A 20,843-nucleotide genomic window follows, 5' to 3' on the forward strand; every position below is an offset into this window, starting at 1 on the left:
AAACAAAGTTTTAAACGGAATCTAAATTTATAACTTTGCAATTCATAAAGAAAATTGTGTTTTGACGCTTACTACCGAAAACATTCTACTTGTTGGTTCTATACTGCTTTTCTTAAGTATTGTATTTGGTAAAACATCTTATCGGTTTGGCGTGCCAACCTTATTGTTATTTGTTGGTGTAGGAATGTTAGCCGGTTCAGAAGGGATTGGCGGTATTTCTTTTGACAACCCCAGAACTACACAATTTATAGGTATTGTTGCATTGAACTTTATTTTGTTTTCCGGAGGTCTTGATACGAATTGGAAAACCATACGCCCTGTCTTGGGTCAAGGGATTATGTTGTCCACCTTGGGTGTATTGTTGACAGCGATTACGCTCGGAGCATTTATCTACTATGTCATTCCAGGATTTAATTTATATGAAAGTATGTTGCTGGGGGCGATTGTTTCCTCAACGGATGCAGCAGCTGTCTTTTCTATACTAAGGTCAAAGAGTTTATTGCTTAAAACTAATCTCAAGCCAACTTTGGAGTTAGAGAGCGGAAGCAATGACCCGATGGCTTATGTGTTGACAATTGTTTTTTTGTCATTGGTGCAAGAACCTGATAAGATCGTTTGGGAGGTTGTGTTGATTTTCTTTCAACAAATGATTATTGGAGGTGTCGCAGGATTTGTTTTTGGTAAGTTGAGTGAAGTAACTATTAACCGTATAAAATTGGATTTTGAGGGAATGTACCCGGTGTTACTTATTGCCCTTATGTTCTTCACTTTCTCTGCTACTGATTTTATTGGAGGAAATGGATTTCTTGCTATTTATATCTGTGGAGTATTGTTGGGAAATAAGGAATTGACAAATAAAAAGACCATTGTGAGTGTGTTTGATGGATTAGCATGGCTCATGCAAATTGTGTTGTTTCTTACGCTTGGGTTGCTTGTATTCCCTTCGCAAGTATATCAAGTAACAGGAGTGGGACTTCTTATCTCTATATTCCTCATATTTGTTGCACGTCCGGTCAGTGTGCTCATTAGTTTAATTCCTTTCAAAATGAAGAGAAGACGAAGGATGTATATCTCTTGGGTAGGGTTAAAGGGGGCTGTTCCAATTGTGTTTGCTACATATCCATTGTTGGCAGGAATTGAAAACGCCAATATGATATTCAATATCGTATTCTTCATCTCAATTACTTCTATTATCATTCAAGGTACAAGTTTGCCGATTGTCGCACGATGGTTAGATGTTGCATTACCGGAAGATTTTACGCCTGATATCAAAGAGGTAGAGGAAAAAATGGCGATTGCGCCTCATTCTACCTTACAAGAGATTGATGTGCAACCAAATTACTATGCGGTAGGGAAAAAGATTGGAGAACTCAAAATGCCTGAATCTACATTTATTGTTGTAATCAAAAGAGCAGGGGAGTATATCAGACCTGGAGGGTCAACTGTGATTGAATCAAAGGATAGGTTGATGATATACACAAATGAAATGTCAGATTACAAAAGAATCAAGCAGTGTATTAAAAGACCGGTTGATGTGCCTTTAGATAATGCTGTATAAGCCACCGGCTATGCTTATGAGCCGTGTAAGACATGTAGTTTCCCCGTGCATTTAAAAACTAATTTGTTGTCTGTATTGACAGGGTCTCCATCAACGTGTGCAACTCCTGCGTGTTCTCTTTCGATGATGAGTTCTTTGCCGGAAAGTAAATAGAAATACTTGCTCTTTTTAATCTTCCCTATTAATAGTCTTATTAGAATACAAGGGGCTGCTATTAACGAGAATCTTTTAATCATAACCAAGTCTAATATTTCGTCAGTGGGGTCTGCATGTGGCGCAATTTTTACATCATTGCCCCATTGGGTGGCATTTGCAACACTGATTAGAAAGGCTTTGCCTTGCCAAGTAATGTTTCCATTGCTGATTTTATATGTTTTAGATTGGTATGGTAATTCTTTTAAAACAGCCTTGAAATATCCCCAAAATCCGCGTTTGTTTGTGTGAGCAAATATTTGGCTAATATGGGCATCAAATCCTGTTCCTGCTACATTAATAAAATGTATGTCATTCATCATTCCGGTGCTTACAGTTGTGGTAAAATTGCAATTGGCAAGCGAACGGATTGCTTGGATAATCTGCATGGGTATATGAAAGTGTCGCGCAAAACCATTTCCTGAGCCCAGCGGAAACAGATAGAATTTTTTATTTGTGTTGATTAATTGCTTAGACACAGTATTTGCAGAGCCATCGCCACCTGCTGCAACCACTATGTCTGCATCTGAGACGGCAGCTTCTTTGCTTAATCTTGTCATATCTTCTGCTGATTTTGAAGCATATAGTACATATTCAAACTTGGTTTTGTCTAAATATTGTTCAACGAGCTTTGGTAAGTCAATACCCCGCTTTGCACCAGAAATAGGGTTATAAATAATGATTACTTTCTGTTTCACTTGTTATCCGTAAAAACAAATTGAATAATGTTTGCACCCATTTTCAGTGCTTGTTGGCGTATTTCCTCAGGGTCATTATATACGCTCTGGTCTTCCCAACCATTTCCTAAATCACATTCGTATGTATAGAGACATACCAATCTTCCTTCATAAATCAATCCAAACGCTTGCGGTGGTTTACCATCATGTTCATGCACTTTAGGAAGTCCTTTTGGGAAGTTGTATTTTTGATGAAAAATAGGATGTGAAAAAGGAAGTTCAATCATTTCGAGTTCTGGAAATACCTTTTTCATTTGTGGTCTAACAAAAGGGTCTAATCCATAATTGTCATCAATATGCAAAAAACCTCCTGAAGTTAGATACTTTCTCAGATTTTCGGCTTCTTCGGCATTAAAAACAAAATTGCCATGTCCGGTCATAAATATATAGGGATAATTAAATATATCCGAGGACATAACATCTACAATTACATCTTCCTCATTTAGGTTCGTGCCAAGGTTTTTGTTGCAGAATTTGGCAAGGTTGGGAAGAGCGGTTCTATCGGCATACCAGTCGCCACCACCTCGATATTTAAGTTTTGCTAATCGAATAGAAGGCTGTAATGTGAAGTTGCTATGCAAAATCAACGAAAGGATAGCAATAGTGAATATGACAATCTTTTTTTGAAACATAAGCCTCAGTGCAAAAATAGAAATTGAATTGTCATTATTGAAATATTATCAAAGCAGTTTCAAATCATAAAGATTGAGAACTGCATACAAGTTAAATACTGCTGCTTATTTTGCTCGTTTACTAAAAATAAACTTATATAACACAGGCAATGTAACAATCAGTATAATACTAAGTATAATGAACTCCAGATTACTTTTTACCCAAGGATTATCACCAAGAATATAGCCAAGAAGAGTAAGGCTCCCTACCCACAATGCAGCTCCCAGAATATTGTAAAATGTAAATCGCTTCATTTCCATTTTGACCGTTCCGGCAATAATGGGTGCAAAGGTTCTGATAATGGGTAAGAAACGAGCGATTGCAATTGTAAAACCACCTTTCTTTTCATAAAACTCTTTGGAAGTTTGGATATGTCTTTTCTTTAATAGGATTGTATCACGGTTGCCATCAAATAAATGGCTAAACTTATATCCAAACCAATAACCAAAATAATTACCCAAGACAGTAGAGGTCATAAAAAGTAACATCCAAAAAGGGAGGTTGAGCAATGCACTTTCGAATGGGTAATGGGCATTGTCAACGGATGCTATTACCATTCCTGATATAAATAATAAAGGATCTCCGGGCAAAACAAACCCGAAAACCACGCCTGTTTCAATAAATAAAATTAATAGAACTAAATACAGACCCCCGTTTTTCATAATCCAATCCGGGTCTAGGAGAAGTTGGATTGATTCAATTATATAATCCATTCTTAATGCACTCTCTCAATCTTGGTGTTTCGAGGGCACAAAAGTATTTTTTGTTCAAACAGTTGAGTATGCAATCAGATATGATTAAACAAATACAAGTTAAACAATTTAGAGAGTATTGAATTGTTGGGTAATATTTGAATGTGAAAGGATGTTAACTTATTTCTCTAAGTCTTTGTATTCGCCAAAGTCTTCCAATTTTAGCCATTTGCCCTTTTTGATAGGCTTGTAAGCACCATAAGTACCATCAGGAATGAGAAACTCATCAGAACCAGCAACGAAGTTGGCTGCGGGGACTAAGTGGTCATAAACTATCATCTTTTCTTTGGTGTCGTAGCGGAGTGTCATGGTAGTTTGATCTGAAAATGTAAACAATACACGGTAGTCCGGATCGGGATCCCCATTGTAACGCATAAATATCGGCAGCCCAAAGTATAATTCTTCATTAGTTATTGTCAATACATCGATGGTCTTACGATTGACTTTTGTGTCCATTCCGTGAAATGTCAAAATTAAATACCTGACTTTCCTTTTGTATTTGAACTCATATATTTGATAAATCAATCCTCCTGTCCAATTTAATGGGGAAAATTCATTGTTTTCAAGTTCTTTTTTATCTCTGCCTTGCTTTTCGCTCAACCAGTAGTTCACTACTTCTTTCTTGGTTTTGTATTGAATCACCCCATAGCTTTTGTAATTACCGTCATTATCGGCTACAAGCCAGGTTATTGCGCGAATTTTATTGTTAGGACTGCGTTTAAACATGACGGTGTTAATAGAGTCTGCATCTACATCAAACGACCCTTCTGTATTAATAAACTCTTGGAGGGTTAAGGTGAAAGAGTCATTATACACGAATCGCTTTTCTTGGTTAAAAGAATTACGAAGTGTGTCAGAGTAAAGTTTCATTTGACGAAGCAAGGGGTTGAAAACCGCTGTGTCATATTGACCGGCAAAGACTACGTTAGAAACAAAGAGAAAAAATAAAATTAAAAAAGGTTTTATGGACATCTTACATGTTAACGTTGATTGATGTATGAATATTCAAAAACAATTCCAAAAAACCTATTTTTAAGAATCAAAATGCAATTAGAGTTTTTCAATCACCATTGCGCTGGCACCGCCACCTCCGTTGCAGATACCGGCTGCTCCATATTTTGCATTATGTTGACCAAGCACATTAATGAGTGTAACCAGAATTCTTGCACCTGAATCACCAAGCGGATGTCCGAGCGATACGGCTCCACCGTGTACGTTTACTTTTTCAGGGTCAAGATTTAGAATTTTTGTATTCACTAAGCCCACAACGGAAAATGCCTCATTGAGTTCATAGTACGAAATGTCTGATTGTTGTAAACCTGCATTCTTAATGGCTTTCGGAAGTGCCTTTGCGGGTGCAGTTGTGAACCATTCAGGTTCTTGTTCTGCATCAGCAAAGCCTACAATTTTTGCTATTGGCTTTAATCCCAATGCTTGCATTTTTTCGCCACTCATCAAAACCAAAGCAGCAGCTCCGTCATTGATAGTAGAGGCATTGGCAGCAGTTACAGTTCCATCTTTTTGGAAAACAGGATTCAAAGCAGGTATTTTATCAAATTTTACATTTGAATACTCTTCATCTTTATCAACCACTGTAATATTTCCTTTTCTATCCTTTATCTCAACAGGAATAATTTCATCTTTAAATCTATTCTCCTCCCAGGCTTTTGCAGAGCGTTTGTATGAAGTGATAGCAAAATTGTCTTGATCTTCTCTTGAAAAATGATATTCTCTAGCACAAAGTTCAGCAGCATTACCCATATGGTAATTGTGATATACATCGGTTAATCCATCAAACACAAGTCCATCAATGAGTTTCATGTCGCCAAGTTTGGTTCCTGTTCTGCCGCCTTTGAGGTAGTGTGGAGCTTGAGACATGTTTTCCATTCCACCGGCTACAACACAGTCTTCTTGTCCAAGCATGATTGATTGCGCTGCTAATGAAACAGATTTCATTCCTGAAGCACATACTTTGTTAACTGTTGTGCATTGTACAGTTGGAGAAAGTCCTGCAAATATTGCTGCTTGTCTTGCAGGCGCTTGACCTAATCCGGCTTGCAATACGCATCCCATATATACTTCTTTTACCTCTTTTGGATCGAGATTAATTTTTGACAATGCACCTTTGATAGCAGTTGCCCCTAATTGAGTTGCAGATACCCCGGACAATGCTCCGTTGAAACTGCCTATGGGTGTTCTAACTGCCGATACTATAAATACTTCTTTCATTTCCTTAGAATTTTGATGCGAAATTAAGTCTTTCTACATTTGTTTGCCAATATTGATTTGAGAAAGCTACGCTATTATCGTTGATAATATTTATTCCGGTTTTCAGTAGTTGGTTGCCTCTTAATTACCATACTGTTTGCCTTATAATTTACTCACTTTATTGATTGTGATTTCACCTTTAATATTTTCTATCTCAATCAGATATAGCCCGTTACCCAGGGTTGAAATATCCATAGAAGATGTATGTGCATTTGCTGTTTGTATTAATAAGATACTGCCATTGATACTTCTGATAGTAATGGTTTTCAATTGATGTTTACTTTGAATTTGGAGTAATGTATTGACAGGATTGGGGAATATGTTGATTTCGGCAGAATGTATATTCTTAACAGCGTTGTATTCAAAATGTATGCAATCCGATGTGTCTGAAACAGCCGGACAGTCATTGGAGGTAATGATTACTGCGTAATTACCCGTTGATGGAGGAGAAAAACTTCTAAAAGATTGGAATGGTATTTCAACATTGTTTTTATCACAATCAATCCATTGGTATGAAACATTTCCGGAATCTGCAGATGTAATAGTATTGCCGTGTTGCGTTACGTTTTTGTCAATAGAATTTTTATTGATGAAGGTTAAATTTGTCAATATAATGCTATCGCATCCTGCAGGGTGATGTATGGTATCTATATATGAGCCATTGGCAAAATATGCATGGTTGCCGATTGTAAAGCTGTCTCCTTTGCAAATTGAAACATCTTGTGTGATGTTGTCATATTCAACTTCTATGGTAACACTTGATTTTACAGTTGTATTACAAATATCGGTTGCAGATAGAGTGTATGTTGTTGTTTGATTTGGATTGAAATTTGGATTGAGAATATTGGGGTCGCTTACTCCCGTAGCAGGAGACCATTGAGTAAGAACCTGATATGTTGCTTTTGGTTGCAATTGAATTTGTTCTCCGCAATGGATGAAAGTGTCACTAAGTGCTTCTAATCTTACATGTTCATCAATGACTTTCATGATGAAAATATCGTAACTTCCTTTAGTAACAATAGTGCTATCGCCAAACGTTCCAACATTGGCATAAGAACCGGTTGCATAACAATTTCCGTATTTGTCCGTGCTAATTGCGCGTGCAGCATCTAAGTTATTACCTCCTGCACGATGTGCCCAAATAAATTTACCCGAACTGTCAATTTTTGCAATAAAGATATCAGGGTCACTGTTACCTCCTATTAATAAAATTGAATCAAAATATACTGAATCAATAACAGAGCCAGTAACGAAACTGTTGCCATAAGAGTCAGTTGTAATATCGTAAGCAAGGTCTGCCTTTTTTCCGCCTGCTTGTTGCGCCCATATAAAGTTGCCAGATGCATCTAACTTAGCTATAAACAAGTCAGAATAAGGCGTGGTAGTGTGTAATGTTGTTGATCCAAAGACTGGAGTCCCATTAAATTGTCCTGATACATAACAATTATTTTCCTTATCTATTGTGATTCCTTGACCAAAACTAGAGCTTGTGCCGGTATTGGTACTTACCCATACAAAATTTCCACCGCTGTCGAGTTTAGCAACAAAAGCACTAGATCCTGTTTGATTAAGAGGAATGTTGCCAAATGTAACATTGAGAGATGTTCTTCCGGTAATATAAAAGTTGCCTTGATTGTCAGTAACAATATTATTACATTCATCTAAATATGAATTACCTACTTGTTGAATCCATACAAAGTTTCCGTTAGAGTCATATTTTACAACAAAAAAATCATCATTGCCTTTGCTGGTGAGGGTTGTATCATGGAAGTCAATAGTAAGTTTAAATGTTCCGGTAACATAACTGTTCCCATCTTCATCAACTGCAATCTTCCTGCCTTCATCTGAATCAATACTTCCTGCTTGTTTTGCCCAAAGGAAATTGCCGTTGTGATCTAATTTAGCTATGAAAAAATCTTTATTTCCATTTCCTAAAAGTTTGATACTGCCGAATGTTGCAGAGTCTCTAAAGTAACCGGTAATATATGTATTGCCATTTTTGTCCAAAGCAATCCCGTTGGCTTCATCCACATTCGGTCCACCGGCATTGATCGCCCAAATAAAATTGCGATTGCTGTCTAATTTTGCTACCCAAATATCCATCTGACCTTTATTAATTAAGGTGTCATTGCCAAATACCAACATGGTGCTTGCAAATCCACCTGCGAGGTAATGGTTGCTGTTATTATCCGTTACAATATCATAAGCAATTTCGTTGCTGTTGCTGCCATAGGTTGTTGTTTGTCCAAGTTTGGAGCATAATGGTTGTGAATAGGTGTGGAACATCATGCATAGTAAGCCAAAGAATATGATCAGTTTTTTCATTGAGTTTTGCTTTTTATGGTCGCAAATGTATATACCGGCAAAAAATTATAAAATAAGTTTGTTGATTTTCTTTCAGTTGTGATTAGCAGTTTTGTGATTTATTGGATGTTTTTTACTTTAAACCGATTGTTTTAGTCGCTATGCAACTTCGTTAATGTCATTTTATTTTTGCACTTTTGCCCAACGTAATAAAAAAATACAATGAGAATACGCATTACACAACTTGCCGCATTTGGTTTGCTTTTTTGTTTGAATCTTGGTTTAGTAAATCAAACCCAAGCTCAATTTTTTAAGAAGAAGAAGAAACCTGCTCCAACCGCAGAAGCACCCGCCCCCACACGTCCGGGTTATGAAGACTTTGATAAAAAAGTGAAAGGGATGAAGAAAATAGAAGGTTTGTTTACTTTTTTTAGAGATACAACAACCGGTGCAATGTTTATGGTTATTGATAAAAATCAAATAGGCGAGAAGTTTATTTATTTCAGCTATTCCGAAAATGGTCTTGCAAGTGCCGGTTTGATTCGTGGAATGTATAGAGAAACAAAGGTGTTTCAGATAGATAAATACTACAATCAAATTGAATTTAACACACGTAATAACACATTTTACTTTGACACTCTATCTGCATTAAGTCATGCACGTGAAGCGAATGTAGTACCGGGCATGATGGCAAGTGAAAAAATTATTGCAACAACCAAAGACTATAGTAAGTATTTAATCTCAGCCGACAATATTTTCTTGAAGGAAACACTTCAACAAATCAAATCCACTCCCAACCCGTTAGGTTTTGCATTAGGTTCATTAAGCCCAACTAAAACACGGTATGTAAATGTCAAAAGTTACCCTGAAAACAGTGATGTCATTGTGAAGTATGTATATGATGACCCATTTCCACGTTTCGGAGGTGGGGCAGGAAGCACAGAGAGACGTTATAGTGAAGTGGTAATTCAGCATAGTTTTATTCAATTACCCAAGAATAATTTCAAACCCAGAAGAGATGATCAAAGGGTCGGATATTTTACCACACAAACCAATGATATGACAACTGCGGAAGCGGTTAATTATCGTGATTATATTCACCGTTGGAATCTGGAGAAAAAAGACCCAACTGCTGCATTATCAGAGCCGGTAAAGCCAATAGTATGGTGGATTGAAAATACAACCCCTATGGAATATAGGGAAATCATTAAGAAAGCTATATTACAATGGAATATTGCGTTTGAAGCTGCTGGTTTTAAGAATGCCATAGAAGTATATATGCAACCGGATACAGCTTCTTGGGATGCCGGTGATATTCGCTACAACGTAATGCGTTGGGCAAGTTCGCCAAGTCCTGCTTTTGGTGGATACGGTCCTAGTTTTGTCAATCCTTTGACAGGTGAAATTCTGGGAGCTGATATCATGTTTGAATATGTTTTTATGACAAACAGATTAAGCACTGATCGCTTATTTAAACTTTCTGCCATGCCAACAAATAATCCGGCAGAATATTTAGAAATCCTTATGGATTCATTACATCGTTTTGATCATGAACATCAGCACTCAAGCGCACAATGTAATTTGAGTAACGGGTTACAAGAACAAACGCTTTTTGGAATTACAGCACTCAAAGCAATGGGGGGAACTGCTGCACAAATTGAAAGGTTTGCTGAAGAGGCTTTGTATTATTTAGTACTGCACGAAGTGGGTCATACTCTGGGTTTGACACACAATATGAGAGCATCTCAATTGCTTTCGCCTGATGAGTTACAAGACAATAAGATTACCCAAGTGAAAGGTACAGCTGCCTCAGTAATGGATTATCCTTCAATGAACTTTGCTAATATTAAAGATAGAGAGGTGCAACAATATAATACGATGCCGGGTCCTTATGATATTTGGGCTATCACTTATGGATATTCTCAAGGATTAGATGACCAAGAAGCTGAAGAAAAAAGATTAGAACAAATCTTAGCACGTTCGATAGAAAAAGAACTTGCTTATGGTAATGATGCAGACGATATGCGCTCACCGGGCAAAGGAATTGACCCGCGTGTGAATATTTTTGATCAAAGCAACGATGCGATGCTGTATGCCGAAAACAGAATGAAATTGGTCAACAAAGTGTTTGAAAATCTTAAGCAGAAATATGTGAAAGACGGCAAAAGCTATCATGAATTACGAAATGCCTATATGCTATTAACCGGAGAGTATGCACGTCAAGGAGATGTCATCTCCAGATACATTGGCGGTGTTTATGTAGAGAGATTTATGGCAGGTCAAAAACCCTCTTCAAAACCCCTGACTCCGGTTGCTTTACAGGATCAAAAGCGTGCAATGAAATTATTGACTGACTATTTTTTTGCTCCTAACGCAATCTTCATTCCCGATAGTTTATTGCCTTATTTACAGCCTCAAAGACGAGGTTTTGGATTTTTTGCAAACACAGAAGACCCAAAGCTGTTAGACAGAACCTTGGTAATGCAGGAGCTGCCACTCCAACATTTATTGGCATTTACGACACTTAAAAGAATTTCGGATTCTAAATTATATGGCAATGAATACACTCTCAATGATTTGTTTAATGATTTGAATAATGCAATTTTTAAAGCGGATATCAATGGTAATGTTAATCCACAGAGACAGAACTTGCAGATTTATTATATCAATCTCCTTGATAGGAATCTAAATTCAATATATAAGATGTATTATGATAACCTTGCAATTGCGCGTATGACAATTGCACTGCAAGATATCAAAAAGATGGCTCAAGCAGGTATGAATTCAGGTAATGAAGAAAGTAAAAACCATAAGAAATACTTAGTATATAGGATTGACCAAATTCTTGAAATTAAGAGATAAAATGCTGAAACAAGTATTCAATTTTTGCCTTTTAATGGTGGTGATGATGTCGAGCGTAGCACAAGAAATTTCATATAAGGTTATCATTGAGAATCCACAAACTCATTATGCTACAGTTCAAATTGAGGTGAATCAGTGCAATAGCACCCAAACTCATATTAAAATGCCGGTCTGGACTCCGGGGTCTTATATGGTGAGAGAATTTGCCAGAAATGTTGAGAGTTTTGCAGCCTATGATGCAAACGGTGATGCATTAGAGTGGCATAAAGACAGAAAAAACTCATGGTTAGTCAAAAATGGAAATGTGTCTAACTTCGTTGTGCGATATAACGTGTACGCAAATGAAGTAACTGTAAGAACGTCATTTGTAAACAGCGAAACAGCCTTTTTGCTTGGAACAAGTTTATTAATGTCTGTGGAAGGGTTTGAACGCACAAAAGGCTATATAGAAATTGTTAAGCCTGCTCATTGGCTAAATATTGCAACCGGTCTGAAGGAGTTGAAAGGTAAGTCAGCTAAGTTTTCCTTTACCGATTATGATGAATTAGTGGATTGCCCAATACAAGTAGGGAATTTTGATACATTGAGTTTTCGTGTCAATAATATTCCGCATTATGTTGCGCTTGTAGGCGAGAATAATGCAAATAAAGATGTATTGAGAGCAGACATGCAGAAAATCTGTCAGGCTGCCTTTGATGTGGTTGGCAGAGTGGACATGGAAAAATATTGGTTCTTTGTGCAACATGTCGAAAATGCCGGAGGCGGGTTGGAGCATCGCAATTCAGTTTCTTTAGGAATGTCGGCTAATAATTACAGCGATGCAGTTAAATATAAAGGATTCTTAGGCCTTGTTGCACATGAGTATTTTCATGTATGGAATGTAAAACGAATACGACCTATAGAGTTAGGTCCATTTGATTATGACAATGAGAATTATACCAAGATGTTGTGGATGTCAGAAGGATTTACAAGTTATTATGACAAATTCATTCCTTACAAATCCGGTTTTTTGACACAAGAAGAATTCTTGGGTAGAGTTGCCGGTATGATATCTTATACAGAAAATACACCGGGAGCAAGGTATCAATCCTTGGCTGAATCTTCTTTTGATGCATGGATAAAGGCATACAGACCTGATGAAAATAGCGTGAATTCTTCCATTTCATATTATACAAAAGGTTCGCTGGCAGGTGCTCTATTAGATTTGTATATCATTCGTGCAACCAATGGAAAGAAGTGTCTGGATGATTTATTTCAATATCTGTATAATGAGTATTATCTGTTAAAAAGGCGCGGTTTTACTGAAGCTGAATTTAGGAATGCTGCCGAAATGTTAGCAGGTGTTAAATTGAATGATTATTTCAATGAAATAGTGTATGGAACTTCAACACCTGATTATCTGAGTTTGTTCAATGCATTTGGAATTGAATTTTCAGCGATACCAAGTACTGATCCCTATCTTGGGTTGAACGTTTCACGCAAAGGAGACCGAAATATTGTGAACAGTGTATTGCGTAATTCAAATGCTGCTATTGTGGGAATCAATGCAGGAGATGTGATTGTGAGTATCAATGGAATAGAGTCAATAGATAATTTTCAGGATTTTCTCAATCAATTCAACACAGGGGACACATTGTCTGTAAAGGTTAAAAGAGGAGATAAGGAGTTGGTATTTGAAACGAAATTAGACACAAACCCAAATCAAGTATTTACTTTGCAAATGAGACAAAATCTTGATGCTCAACAACAAATTTTGCTTGATAAATGGTTTAAGAGATAATTGAGGGGCAGCATGATGAATAGCATAACAAAGGAATTGGACGACAAGGAAGTAATAACAAGGATTCTTCAAGGTGAAAAGGTGCTTTATGAAATATTAGTCAGAAGATATAATCCAGATTTGTTTAAGGTTGGCAGGACGTATGGCTACAATCATGATGACACAGAAGATTTAATGCAAGATACCTATATAGATGCATTTAGAAACCTTTCAGGATTTGAATTTAAATCGAGTTTTAAGACTTGGCTTGTACGCTTAATGCTAAATAATTGTTATAAAAGAAAAGAAAAATACAGCTTTAAGAATGAGCTTGCCAAAGCGGAAATGAATGAAAATGCACAACCTGTCTTTGAGCGAGCGAATCAGGATGTTTTGTTGCAAATAAAGAGAAAGGAGCTACATCATGAATTAGCGAAAGCGTTGCACAATATTCCTGAAGATTACCGGATTGTTTTTTCAATGAGAGAGATGAACCAATTCAGTGTAGAAGAAACTGCACACCTATTGGGAATCAGCGAGTCTAATGTGAAAGTTAGACTTAACAGGGCAAAGTCAATGCTCCAAAATCAATTGCTTAAATCGCATGATTTTAAGGAACTGTATGGGTTTCATGCAATTCATTGCGATCCGTTTACAGCTAAGTTGATGGAAAAGACAATGAAATTATAGAGGACTATATGGCTAAATCAAAGAAAATAAAACGTGAAAATGACGGAATCGTGTATTCCACTGAACCCAATTTTATTTTTCAAGATTTGTTTGAGAACTTGAACTTGGATGAAGACATTAAACCCAATCAGCAAAAATTGAATATTCGCATAGAGAACAAAGGACGTGGCGGGAAAACAGCTACGCTGGTATCCGGTTTTCAGGGTAATGAGAAGGAGTTAAGAGAGTTAGAGAAAAAACTAAAATCACATTGCGGCACAGGAGGGAGTGTGGTGGATGGTGAAATTCTCATTCAAGGGGATCAGAGAAAGAAGGTGATGGAGTTCTTGCAACAGTTAGGATATAAGACCAATAAGGCTATTTAACATAGACTATTGTTCTCTAATGAGTGTTATTACCCCGGATTCTTTATAGTCTTTGTTGTCAATAGGGTCTGAAAAATATAACAAGAAATAATAAGTGCCATCAGGGCAGGGTTGGTTGATGTCATTGTAAACTCCTCCATTCCATGGCTTGTCAATCACAGGGTTATAATCATAGAGTACTTGCCCCCATCTGTTATAGATAATACAACGCATGTTCTCATAAACATCAATATTGATTTGAAAGACATCATTGAGTCCGTCTTTTCCGGGGGTAAAGACATTGGGTATTTCAAGTTTGCGTACCAAACAATCATCAAATGTAATGTCAATGGAGTCAGATGCTTGACAACCATGCTCATCTGTAACTGTAAGTGTAACCAGTTCGTCTTGTGAACAAAGATAATTCTTGGCATGAGAACCGTTGTGCCATTCAAAATCGTAGTTGGAATTTGTTTTAGGTACGACCAAGTAGTCCGGTTGTTTACAAATTATTGTGTCATTGCCAAGCTCTACAGTAGGGGGATCGTAGAGTGTAATGAATTTTGATACAGTATCTTCCGGGCAATCATTGTTTGCTTTAGTTCCAATGAGTTTTACTTCAAATTTGCCTGAGCGATTAAACTTGTGTGTAGCATTAGCTCCGGTGGCATTACCATCAGAAAAATCCCATTTTAGATTTGAATAACCTTTCTGTATAGCAGCAAAATCAAATTGTTGATTTGTATTGCAATAAGTGAAATCACTTGGATTTAGTGTGAAATTTAACTCTGTATTCTCATAAGCAGAGCCTATTGCCAAAGTATAACTTTCTGTAACTCCATATCCATACATATATGCCATAAACCCATCTGATGATTCCAATAAATGATATTGGGATAACACGGGAACTGTTACGGTCTGTTTGCCATTACAAGTAGGAGTAATCGTATTGCCGCTGACAGTGTTGATAGCAGTTCCATCCAAAAAGACATTGGAAGGGTTTGTGCAAACAATATTTAAGAATGCAAAGGAAATATTGGTAGTAAGAGGGACACGAAAAAATGTAGATTTTATTTCTTGTCCTACCGGCACCAATCTTAACATGGATGGATCAGATAAATTTAATGGATGTCCATTACAACCACTTGTTTTGATAAGCTGTACAACAGAAATGGGTTTGTCGGATTGAATACAGCGAACATTGTTGTTGTTATAGTTTTGGGTAATATTTTGACCGGCATTGAGTGTAAATGTTGGCGTGCCGTCTATACTAATATTTGTATTATTTTCATTGGCAACAAAACTCAAAACATATCCTGAATTCATTCCATTGAGAGAGGCGCTGTAAAATTCTGTTCCCCAAGTTGTTGTTGGCAGTTCTTGTTCCCAAAGGTGGTCGCATCCTGCACATCCTGAGTTGTAATTTACTTGGGAACATTTGGAGCCTGAAAAAACAACAATTTTTTTGCAACCATTATCAACGCGAATCTTAGTTCCTGCCATGCTCACGCTGTCCTTGCTTTGCACCTGATAGGTTTGTCCGCGTTGCAGCATCATCGAAAAAGGTACGCCTGCTGTTTTGCCTAAACCGGTGGTATATGCAGGAGTAATTTCAACAGAAGTATTGTTCTCTGTAGCAATGATCATGAATTCAGAAGGGAAGGTGGTTGAACCTCTAAAAGTATTGATAATGTATTGTCCCCCGCGCGGCAGATATTCTAAAGGAATTACACTGATTGCATCGGTACTGAATGGGGCATTGTTCATCGCAATAACACTGATTGGCGTGTCTGCGGTGATATAGATACCCTTATTTTGTGCGCTCTCCGATCCTGTTACATAGACAAGTGTGGTTGGCACAGAAACAATGGTGTCTCTTCCTGCTTGTAATGCAAATATGATATTCCCAAATACAGGAACTTCAATATTAATGTTTGCAGGATGTCGAGATGCAATATTCAAGTTTAAGGCTAATGGTGTAGAGTTGTTTTCCATGAAGCCCACCCAGAAAGTCTGCCCAAGATTGGAGGTTTGGTTTTGAGCAAATCCTAAATGATTTATCATTGATAAAGTCAATAAGATGCAGATGTATTTTGCTCGTTCAAACACGTTACAAAGATAATTTTTTGTAATGGATAGTGATTTTTGTATGATTGAGTTTTTATTGTTAATCTCACAAGCGCACAAAGCCATTGTGCTTTTTTTCAAAACCGACTTCCGTACTTTCACCATGACCGGAATAGAGAATAAAATGATTGGGGAGGGTGTAAATCTTTTGTCTGATACTATTCTCAAGAGTTTGATAATCACCGCCCGGCAAGTCGGTTCTTCCTATGCTTTGATAAAAAATAACATCACCAACCAACGCCCAATGATGGCTATGACTCACAAAGGTTAAACTGCCTGGCGAATGTCCCGGTGTAAAGCGAATCTCTAAAATATGTTCACCAATTTTTATTGAATCGGATTCACTCAGGAGAATATCAATGTGGTTATATGGTGTATAAGGAATTTGATATAGCATTGCAGCAGATTGAGACCACTCAAGCACAGATTTTTCTAGTTGATGTGCTTGTAAATTCAAGTTGTACTTGTTGCTAATATGGTGATTGCCAAGCACATGGTCAATATGGCAATGCGTATTTATGAGTTGGGTAAGTTTGAGATTGTTTTGGAGTATAAAATCATCAACTATCTTTTCTTCATGATGATTGGAACATCCGGGGTCAAAAATGGCACAGTCCATTGAGACATCATCCCATACTAAATAGGTGTTTTCTGCAAATAGATTAAAAGTAAACGATTGTATTCTTAGCATGAAGCAGGCTTAAACTGCAAAGCTTTCGCCACAACCACAACTACGCGTTGCATTAGGGTTAATAAAGTTGAATCCTTTGCCATTCAAGCCATCGCTAAAGTCTAATTCAGTGCCGGCAAGGTATAAAAAGCTCTTTAAGTCGCACACAATTTTTAATCCTTTAGACTCAAATACTTGATCGCCTTGTTTTGATTCGTTATCAAAGTCGAGGTTGTAGGTTAAGCCGGAGCATCCTCCACCTTTCACCGAAACTCTAACAAAGTAGTCAGCACCCAATGCGCCCTCATGCATGAGTTCTTGAACCTTGCTTGCAGCTCTATCTGTAATGGTTATATTGCCGGTGTCAGTCATAACAAATTTGAATTTGATTAGTGAATACGTTTTTTGCCTTCAACGGGATCTAAACCGTGTTTAATTCTATAATCGTTCACAGCCCCTTTAATTGCATCTTCTGCAAGTACTGAACAGTGTATTTTAACTGGTGGTAGCGACAATTCTTCTACAATGTCCATATTGTCAATGGTCAATGCCTCATCTACTGTTTTGCCTTTTAGCCATTCTGTAGCCAAAGATGAAGAAGCAATTGCAGAGCCACAGCCAAACGTCTTGAATTTAGCATCTTGAATAATGCCTGTTTCTTCGTCAACCTGTATTTGTAATCTCATAACATCACCACATTCAGGGGCTCCTACTAAGCCGGTTCCAACTGATTTTGAGTTTTTATCTAAGGTTCCTACGTTTCTAGGGTTTGAGTAGTGATCTATTACTTTATCTGAATAAGCCATGATTTGTTCTATTTAATATCGAGTGCAAAGTTACTAAAAAAAGATAGAATGATTCTAAATAAATTTACCTGCCGGACTTTCTCTAGATTTTATTTACAGTTTCATCTGCTTTCTTCCTTGCGTCTTGCATGATTTTGTCAGTTCTTGATTTAGCAGCCTCTTCTATGCCATTTGCCTTTTTATTGGCTTCATTTTCAATTTTATCAGCTTTTTCGTTTGCTTCTTTTCGGATTTTATCTGCGGCTTTTTCAGCAGCAACTTTTTGAATCGGATTGCTTGCCTTTTTGACTAAGTCATTGGCTTGACTATCTGCTTCATCTCTGATTTTTTGTGCAGCTTTCTTTGCTTCACTACGAACTACATCAGCTTGTTTTTTAGCTTCAGCATTTATCTTGTCGCATTGCTCTTGTGCATTTGCAATGATTTTGTCTGCTTCAGCTTGTGCTTTTCTTCGTGCTTCTTCTTTGGCATCATCTACTTTGTTCTGTATGTCTTTTTTAACATTGTCAACTTTGTCTTCAACTGTTTTCTTTACCTGATCCTTTGCTTGGTTTACTAAACTTTTTCCAAGTCCTTCAACAGTTTCTCGTAGGTCTAATTTTACAATTGGTTTAGTAAAGTTGCCGGTGATACTCAATGCGATGTTCATGATTTCTTCTGCTTCTAAATTGAGTCCTTTCTTCTTTGCTTGATTGAGGAGGCTTTCGAAAGCGGAATTACCAACACCTAAGTCTTTACGAGGGATTGAAATAAATCCGACATAATTTAATCCTTGATCAAATGTAGAATAGCCGCCAAGTTTGAGTTTAGTATTTTGCCAAAGCGGAACCATGATAGAATCAACCAAGAATTTTCCATTATCAATTTTGAAATTCAGTTTTTGATCTTTCAATTCCAGCGTGCGAAATTTGTCTAATTTCAATTGGTCAGCCAAGATATTCATTACCTTGAGATTTGATAAACTTGCATTTGATAAACCGATTGTGCCACTGCCGCTTAGCGAAGGGTAAACAAGGTTCATTCCTTCATCTAGGTTCGATTTCATGTCTAATGACATAGAAAACAATCCGGTCATTTTTTCTGCAAACGGAGCATATTGCTTAATCATATCAAAATATGAAAATGCCTGAGGAATATTGAAATTAGTCATGCTAAGGGCAATATCTGTAAAAGGCATTTTGGGATTTTTGCCGTCAAATGTACCATTCATTACCATCGTGCCACCTATCAACTGCATACCTGCATCTTTGAAGAAAATTTTGCTGTCGCGTACTGTCAAGTCTCCTTTGAGATTTTCAATATCCATTTTGTCATATTTGAGCTTCTTGATGAGTACATTCATGTTGAAGTCAATGTTATCAGGGATTTCAATTGACCCTATTGATGAAGTGTCTTCAGTTGTTGTACTTGCTGATTCATCACTTGTCATAAACTGGTTGGCGTTGAAATTGTTGGATATGAAATTCAAGTTTCCTTGAATAGTTCCATCAGACAACGCATAAGCGAAGAAATTGCTTAGTTGTCCATTTGCATTAAAATCAGTTGTTCCAATTTGTCCTTGACATTCAGGCATTTTGACCGTCTTGGGCGTAAAGTTTAAAGAAAATTTATCCATCTTGACACCGTCCGGGAAATCATTGCTTTTATAAAACATATTGGTTATAGCCAAAGAGCCTTGAGCGTCAATATCTTCATAGCTTCCACTTTCAATTTTGGATATAAGACCTTTAAACGCCATGTCAGCAGTGAGTAATCCTGATATTTGCATGTCTTCAAGTGGAACAATCCGGGTAATGCCGGCTAAGTCAATTTTCCCTTTCATTGCACCTTTGACATGCGGATTTGCCATGTCCTTCATGTACAGAGTTAAATCGAAAGGATTTTTTTCCATTGTTAAACTTAGTTTAGATAAATCCAAAATAAAGTCAGGATCTAATCCGGTTCTATTTTCGACATTCATCTTCACCTGAACATTTTCTAAGGCAGCAGGCAAGTCAGGGTATTTTAAATAGCCGTTGTCAATGGCTAAGTTTATGCCATATCCGGGCATTAACTCATCGGTCATTTTACCTTTAAAAAAACCATTGAATTCAAGTTTTCCGCTTGTTTTAACAGAAGCAAAATCTTTGGCATAAATTGCAGGAATGAGTGAGATAAAGTTTTTAAAATCATTGCGCAACGCTCCGAATGTTAGGTCAAAGTCAATGTCGTTATCATTTATTTGCATCCAGCCATCCAATTTTGTTTCAAGATCATTGAGGCTGATACTATTTTGAACAAATTCAAATTTGAATTTGTTCATATCCATATTCAAATCTGCTAAAATGTTAGAATGAACTTTATTTAGAAATGGAACGCCTTCATAAGTCATGGTAAGTTCTTGTACTTCTGACTTCGTTTTGAGCAAGAAGTTGTCAAGTGTAAAATCTCCTTCCAAATGGTGGTTAAAATTGTTGAGTAAAAGCGAAAAATCTAACTCTTGGTCTTGATAAAAGATTTTACCTTCGCTAATATCAAGAGACTTTATCTCCATAGCAAAATCGGATTCAGTTTCCTGCTCATCTTCCATTTCTGTTGAATCTGTTGGTATGATGTCCCAATTTGCCTTTCCCTCTTTGTTTGTGATAAGGTTAATAACAGGATTTTTTATATCAATGGTTTTTAAGTTGATTTTATCTCCTCCAACTACTGATTTAATATCAATTGTAGTATTTAGTTTTTTAGCATAAAACAATGTATCCCCCTCAAATTCATTTACACCAATAACAGCAATGTCTTGAATCCCTAATGAGAAATTAGGGAAGCTTCTTAAAAGAGATAATGAGATGTCTTCATTGAAATCAACTTTTGCTAACACATTTTCATTGGTTATTTCTTTGAGCTTGCGAATTATTTTGCCTTTAAAGAGGAAAGGTGCGAGAGCTAAAAAGAGTACAAATACAAGAATAATTATTCCTGTTATTTTTAAAATTTTCTTAATCATAAATAAGTAAGATTTTCTGTTGCAAAACTAATAAGAAGAAAGAAGATTTTTTGGAGCTTGTTTAGTCAAAATACAAATATTCGACCGTATTGGTATTTTGACCAGTCATAACAAGTTTA

16 protein-coding genes are annotated in these 20,843 nt (G+C 36.9%); 5 read left to right on the top strand and 11 right to left on the bottom strand.

Annotated features, from left to right (window positions below; all coding sequences use genetic code 11):
- Positions 1-61 precede the first annotated feature (61 nt).
- The gene (locus tag M0R38_04605; protein ID MCK9481025.1) at positions 62-1,558 is read left to right on the top strand and encodes a potassium/proton antiporter; all 1,497 of its coding nucleotides are present in this window, start codon (positions 62-64) and stop codon (positions 1,556-1,558) included.
- 14 nt (positions 1,559-1,572) lie between these two features.
- Here the strand turns inward: M0R38_04605 and M0R38_04610 are convergent, their stop codons facing one another.
- The 6 genes from M0R38_04610 to M0R38_04635 form a co-directional block, all read right to left on the bottom strand.
- Complete coding sequence (locus M0R38_04610; GenBank protein MCK9481026.1) at positions 1,573-2,448, bottom strand: YegS/Rv2252/BmrU family lipid kinase; 876 nt, start codon at positions 2,446-2,448, stop codon at positions 1,573-1,575.
- Complete coding sequence (locus M0R38_04615; protein ID MCK9481027.1) at positions 2,445-3,119, bottom strand: DUF4159 domain-containing protein; 675 nt, start codon at positions 3,117-3,119, stop codon at positions 2,445-2,447. The genes M0R38_04610 and M0R38_04615 overlap by 4 nt, the downstream gene beginning before the upstream one ends.
- Before the next feature lie 105 nt (positions 3,120-3,224).
- Complete coding sequence (locus M0R38_04620) at positions 3,225-3,872, bottom strand: VTT domain-containing protein (GenBank protein MCK9481028.1); 648 nt, start codon at positions 3,870-3,872, stop codon at positions 3,225-3,227.
- A gap of 159 nt (positions 3,873-4,031) precedes the next feature.
- Complete coding sequence (locus tag M0R38_04625) at positions 4,032-4,883, bottom strand: hypothetical protein (protein MCK9481029.1); 852 nt, start codon at positions 4,881-4,883, stop codon at positions 4,032-4,034.
- A 78-nt stretch (positions 4,884-4,961) separates the two neighbouring features.
- Positions 4,962-6,140, bottom strand: a complete 1,179-nt coding sequence (locus M0R38_04630; protein ID MCK9481030.1) for an acetyl-CoA C-acyltransferase — start codon at positions 6,138-6,140, stop codon at positions 4,962-4,964.
- A 141-nt stretch (positions 6,141-6,281) separates the two neighbouring features.
- The gene (locus tag M0R38_04635) at positions 6,282-8,504 is read right to left on the bottom strand and encodes an SBBP repeat-containing protein (protein MCK9481031.1); all 2,223 of its coding nucleotides are present in this window, start codon (positions 8,502-8,504) and stop codon (positions 6,282-6,284) included.
- Positions 8,505-8,705: 201 nt separating this feature from the next.
- On the opposite strand from M0R38_04635, the gene M0R38_04640 reads away from it, so the two are divergent.
- From M0R38_04640 to M0R38_04655, 4 genes are read left to right on the top strand one after another with little or no spacing between them, the layout of a single operon-like run.
- Positions 8,706-11,345: a zinc-dependent metalloprotease gene (locus tag M0R38_04640; protein MCK9481032.1), complete on the top strand. Its 2,640-nt coding sequence runs from the start codon at positions 8,706-8,708 to the stop codon at positions 11,343-11,345.
- A 1-nt stretch (position 11,346) separates the two neighbouring features.
- A complete protein-coding gene (locus tag M0R38_04645) occupies positions 11,347-13,125 on the top strand; it encodes a PDZ domain-containing protein (protein ID MCK9481033.1) in 1,779 nt (592 codons plus the stop codon).
- A gap of 12 nt (positions 13,126-13,137) precedes the next feature.
- The gene (locus tag M0R38_04650) at positions 13,138-13,794 is read left to right on the top strand and encodes a sigma-70 family RNA polymerase sigma factor (protein ID MCK9481034.1); all 657 of its coding nucleotides are present in this window, start codon (positions 13,138-13,140) and stop codon (positions 13,792-13,794) included.
- An 8-nt stretch (positions 13,795-13,802) separates the two neighbouring features.
- Complete coding sequence (locus M0R38_04655; GenBank protein MCK9481035.1) at positions 13,803-14,159, top strand: translation initiation factor; 357 nt, start codon at positions 13,803-13,805, stop codon at positions 14,157-14,159.
- 6 nt (positions 14,160-14,165) lie between these two features.
- Here the strand turns inward: M0R38_04655 and M0R38_04660 are convergent, their stop codons facing one another.
- The 5 genes from M0R38_04660 to M0R38_04680 all read right to left on the bottom strand — a co-directional run bounded on the left by M0R38_04660 (position 14,166) and on the right by M0R38_04680 (position 20,724).
- On the bottom strand, positions 14,166-16,202 hold the full coding sequence (locus M0R38_04660; protein MCK9481036.1) for a gliding motility-associated C-terminal domain-containing protein: 2,037 nt from the start codon (positions 16,200-16,202) through the stop codon (positions 14,166-14,168).
- 109 nt (positions 16,203-16,311) lie between these two features.
- Positions 16,312-16,956: an MBL fold metallo-hydrolase gene (locus tag M0R38_04665; protein ID MCK9481037.1), complete on the bottom strand. Its 645-nt coding sequence runs from the start codon at positions 16,954-16,956 to the stop codon at positions 16,312-16,314.
- Between the two features lie 9 nt (positions 16,957-16,965).
- Positions 16,966-17,307, bottom strand: coding sequence for an iron-sulfur cluster assembly accessory protein (locus M0R38_04670; protein MCK9481038.1), 342 nt, complete (start codon positions 17,305-17,307; stop codon positions 16,966-16,968).
- 17 nt (positions 17,308-17,324) lie between these two features.
- Positions 17,325-17,741, bottom strand: coding sequence for a Fe-S cluster assembly scaffold IscU (gene iscU, locus M0R38_04675; GenBank protein MCK9481039.1), 417 nt, complete (start codon positions 17,739-17,741; stop codon positions 17,325-17,327).
- An 82-nt stretch (positions 17,742-17,823) separates the two neighbouring features.
- Positions 17,824-20,724 (bottom strand): hypothetical protein, encoded by a 2,901-nt coding sequence (locus M0R38_04680; GenBank protein MCK9481040.1) that lies wholly within the window; start codon positions 20,722-20,724, stop codon positions 17,824-17,826.
- Between the last annotated feature and the right edge of the window lie 119 nt (positions 20,725-20,843).

This window comes from Bacteroidia bacterium (genome assembly GCA_023228875.1).
In the GTDB taxonomy this organism is placed as follows: Bacteria; Bacteroidota; Bacteroidia; order NS11-12g; family UBA955; genus JALOAG01.

Bases quoted from the DNA above. Each gene is read 5' to 3' on its own strand.
- M0R38_04615 (MCK9481027.1), bottom strand. From the start codon at position 3,119: ATGTTTCAAAAAAAGATTGTCATATTCACTATTGCTATCCTTTCGTTG.
- M0R38_04620 (MCK9481028.1), bottom strand. From the start codon at position 3,872: ATGGATTATATAATTGAATCAATCCAACTTCTCCTAGACCCGGATTGG.
- M0R38_04625 (MCK9481029.1), bottom strand. From the start codon at position 4,883: ATGTCCATAAAACCTTTTTTAATTTTATTTTTTCTCTTTGTTTCTAAC.
- M0R38_04630 (MCK9481030.1), bottom strand. From the start codon at position 6,140: ATGAAAGAAGTATTTATAGTATCGGCAGTTAGAACACCCATAGGCAGT.
- M0R38_04635 (MCK9481031.1), bottom strand. From the start codon at position 8,504: ATGAAAAAACTGATCATATTCTTTGGCTTACTATGCATGATGTTCCAC.
- M0R38_04640 (MCK9481032.1), top strand. From the start codon at position 8,706: ATGAGAATACGCATTACACAACTTGCCGCATTTGGTTTGCTTTTTTGT.
- M0R38_04645 (MCK9481033.1), top strand. From the start codon at position 11,347: ATGCTGAAACAAGTATTCAATTTTTGCCTTTTAATGGTGGTGATGATG.
- M0R38_04650 (MCK9481034.1), top strand. From the start codon at position 13,138: ATGATGAATAGCATAACAAAGGAATTGGACGACAAGGAAGTAATAACA.
- M0R38_04655 (MCK9481035.1), top strand. From the start codon at position 13,803: ATGGCTAAATCAAAGAAAATAAAACGTGAAAATGACGGAATCGTGTAT.
- M0R38_04660 (MCK9481036.1), bottom strand. From the start codon at position 16,202: ATGATAAATCATTTAGGATTTGCTCAAAACCAAACCTCCAATCTTGGG.
- M0R38_04665 (MCK9481037.1), bottom strand. From the start codon at position 16,956: ATGCTAAGAATACAATCGTTTACTTTTAATCTATTTGCAGAAAACACC.
- M0R38_04670 (MCK9481038.1), bottom strand. From the start codon at position 17,307: ATGACTGACACCGGCAATATAACCATTACAGATAGAGCTGCAAGCAAG.
- iscU (MCK9481039.1), bottom strand. From the start codon at position 17,741: ATGGCTTATTCAGATAAAGTAATAGATCACTACTCAAACCCTAGAAAC.
- M0R38_04680 (MCK9481040.1), bottom strand. From the start codon at position 20,724: ATGATTAAGAAAATTTTAAAAATAACAGGAATAATTATTCTTGTATTT.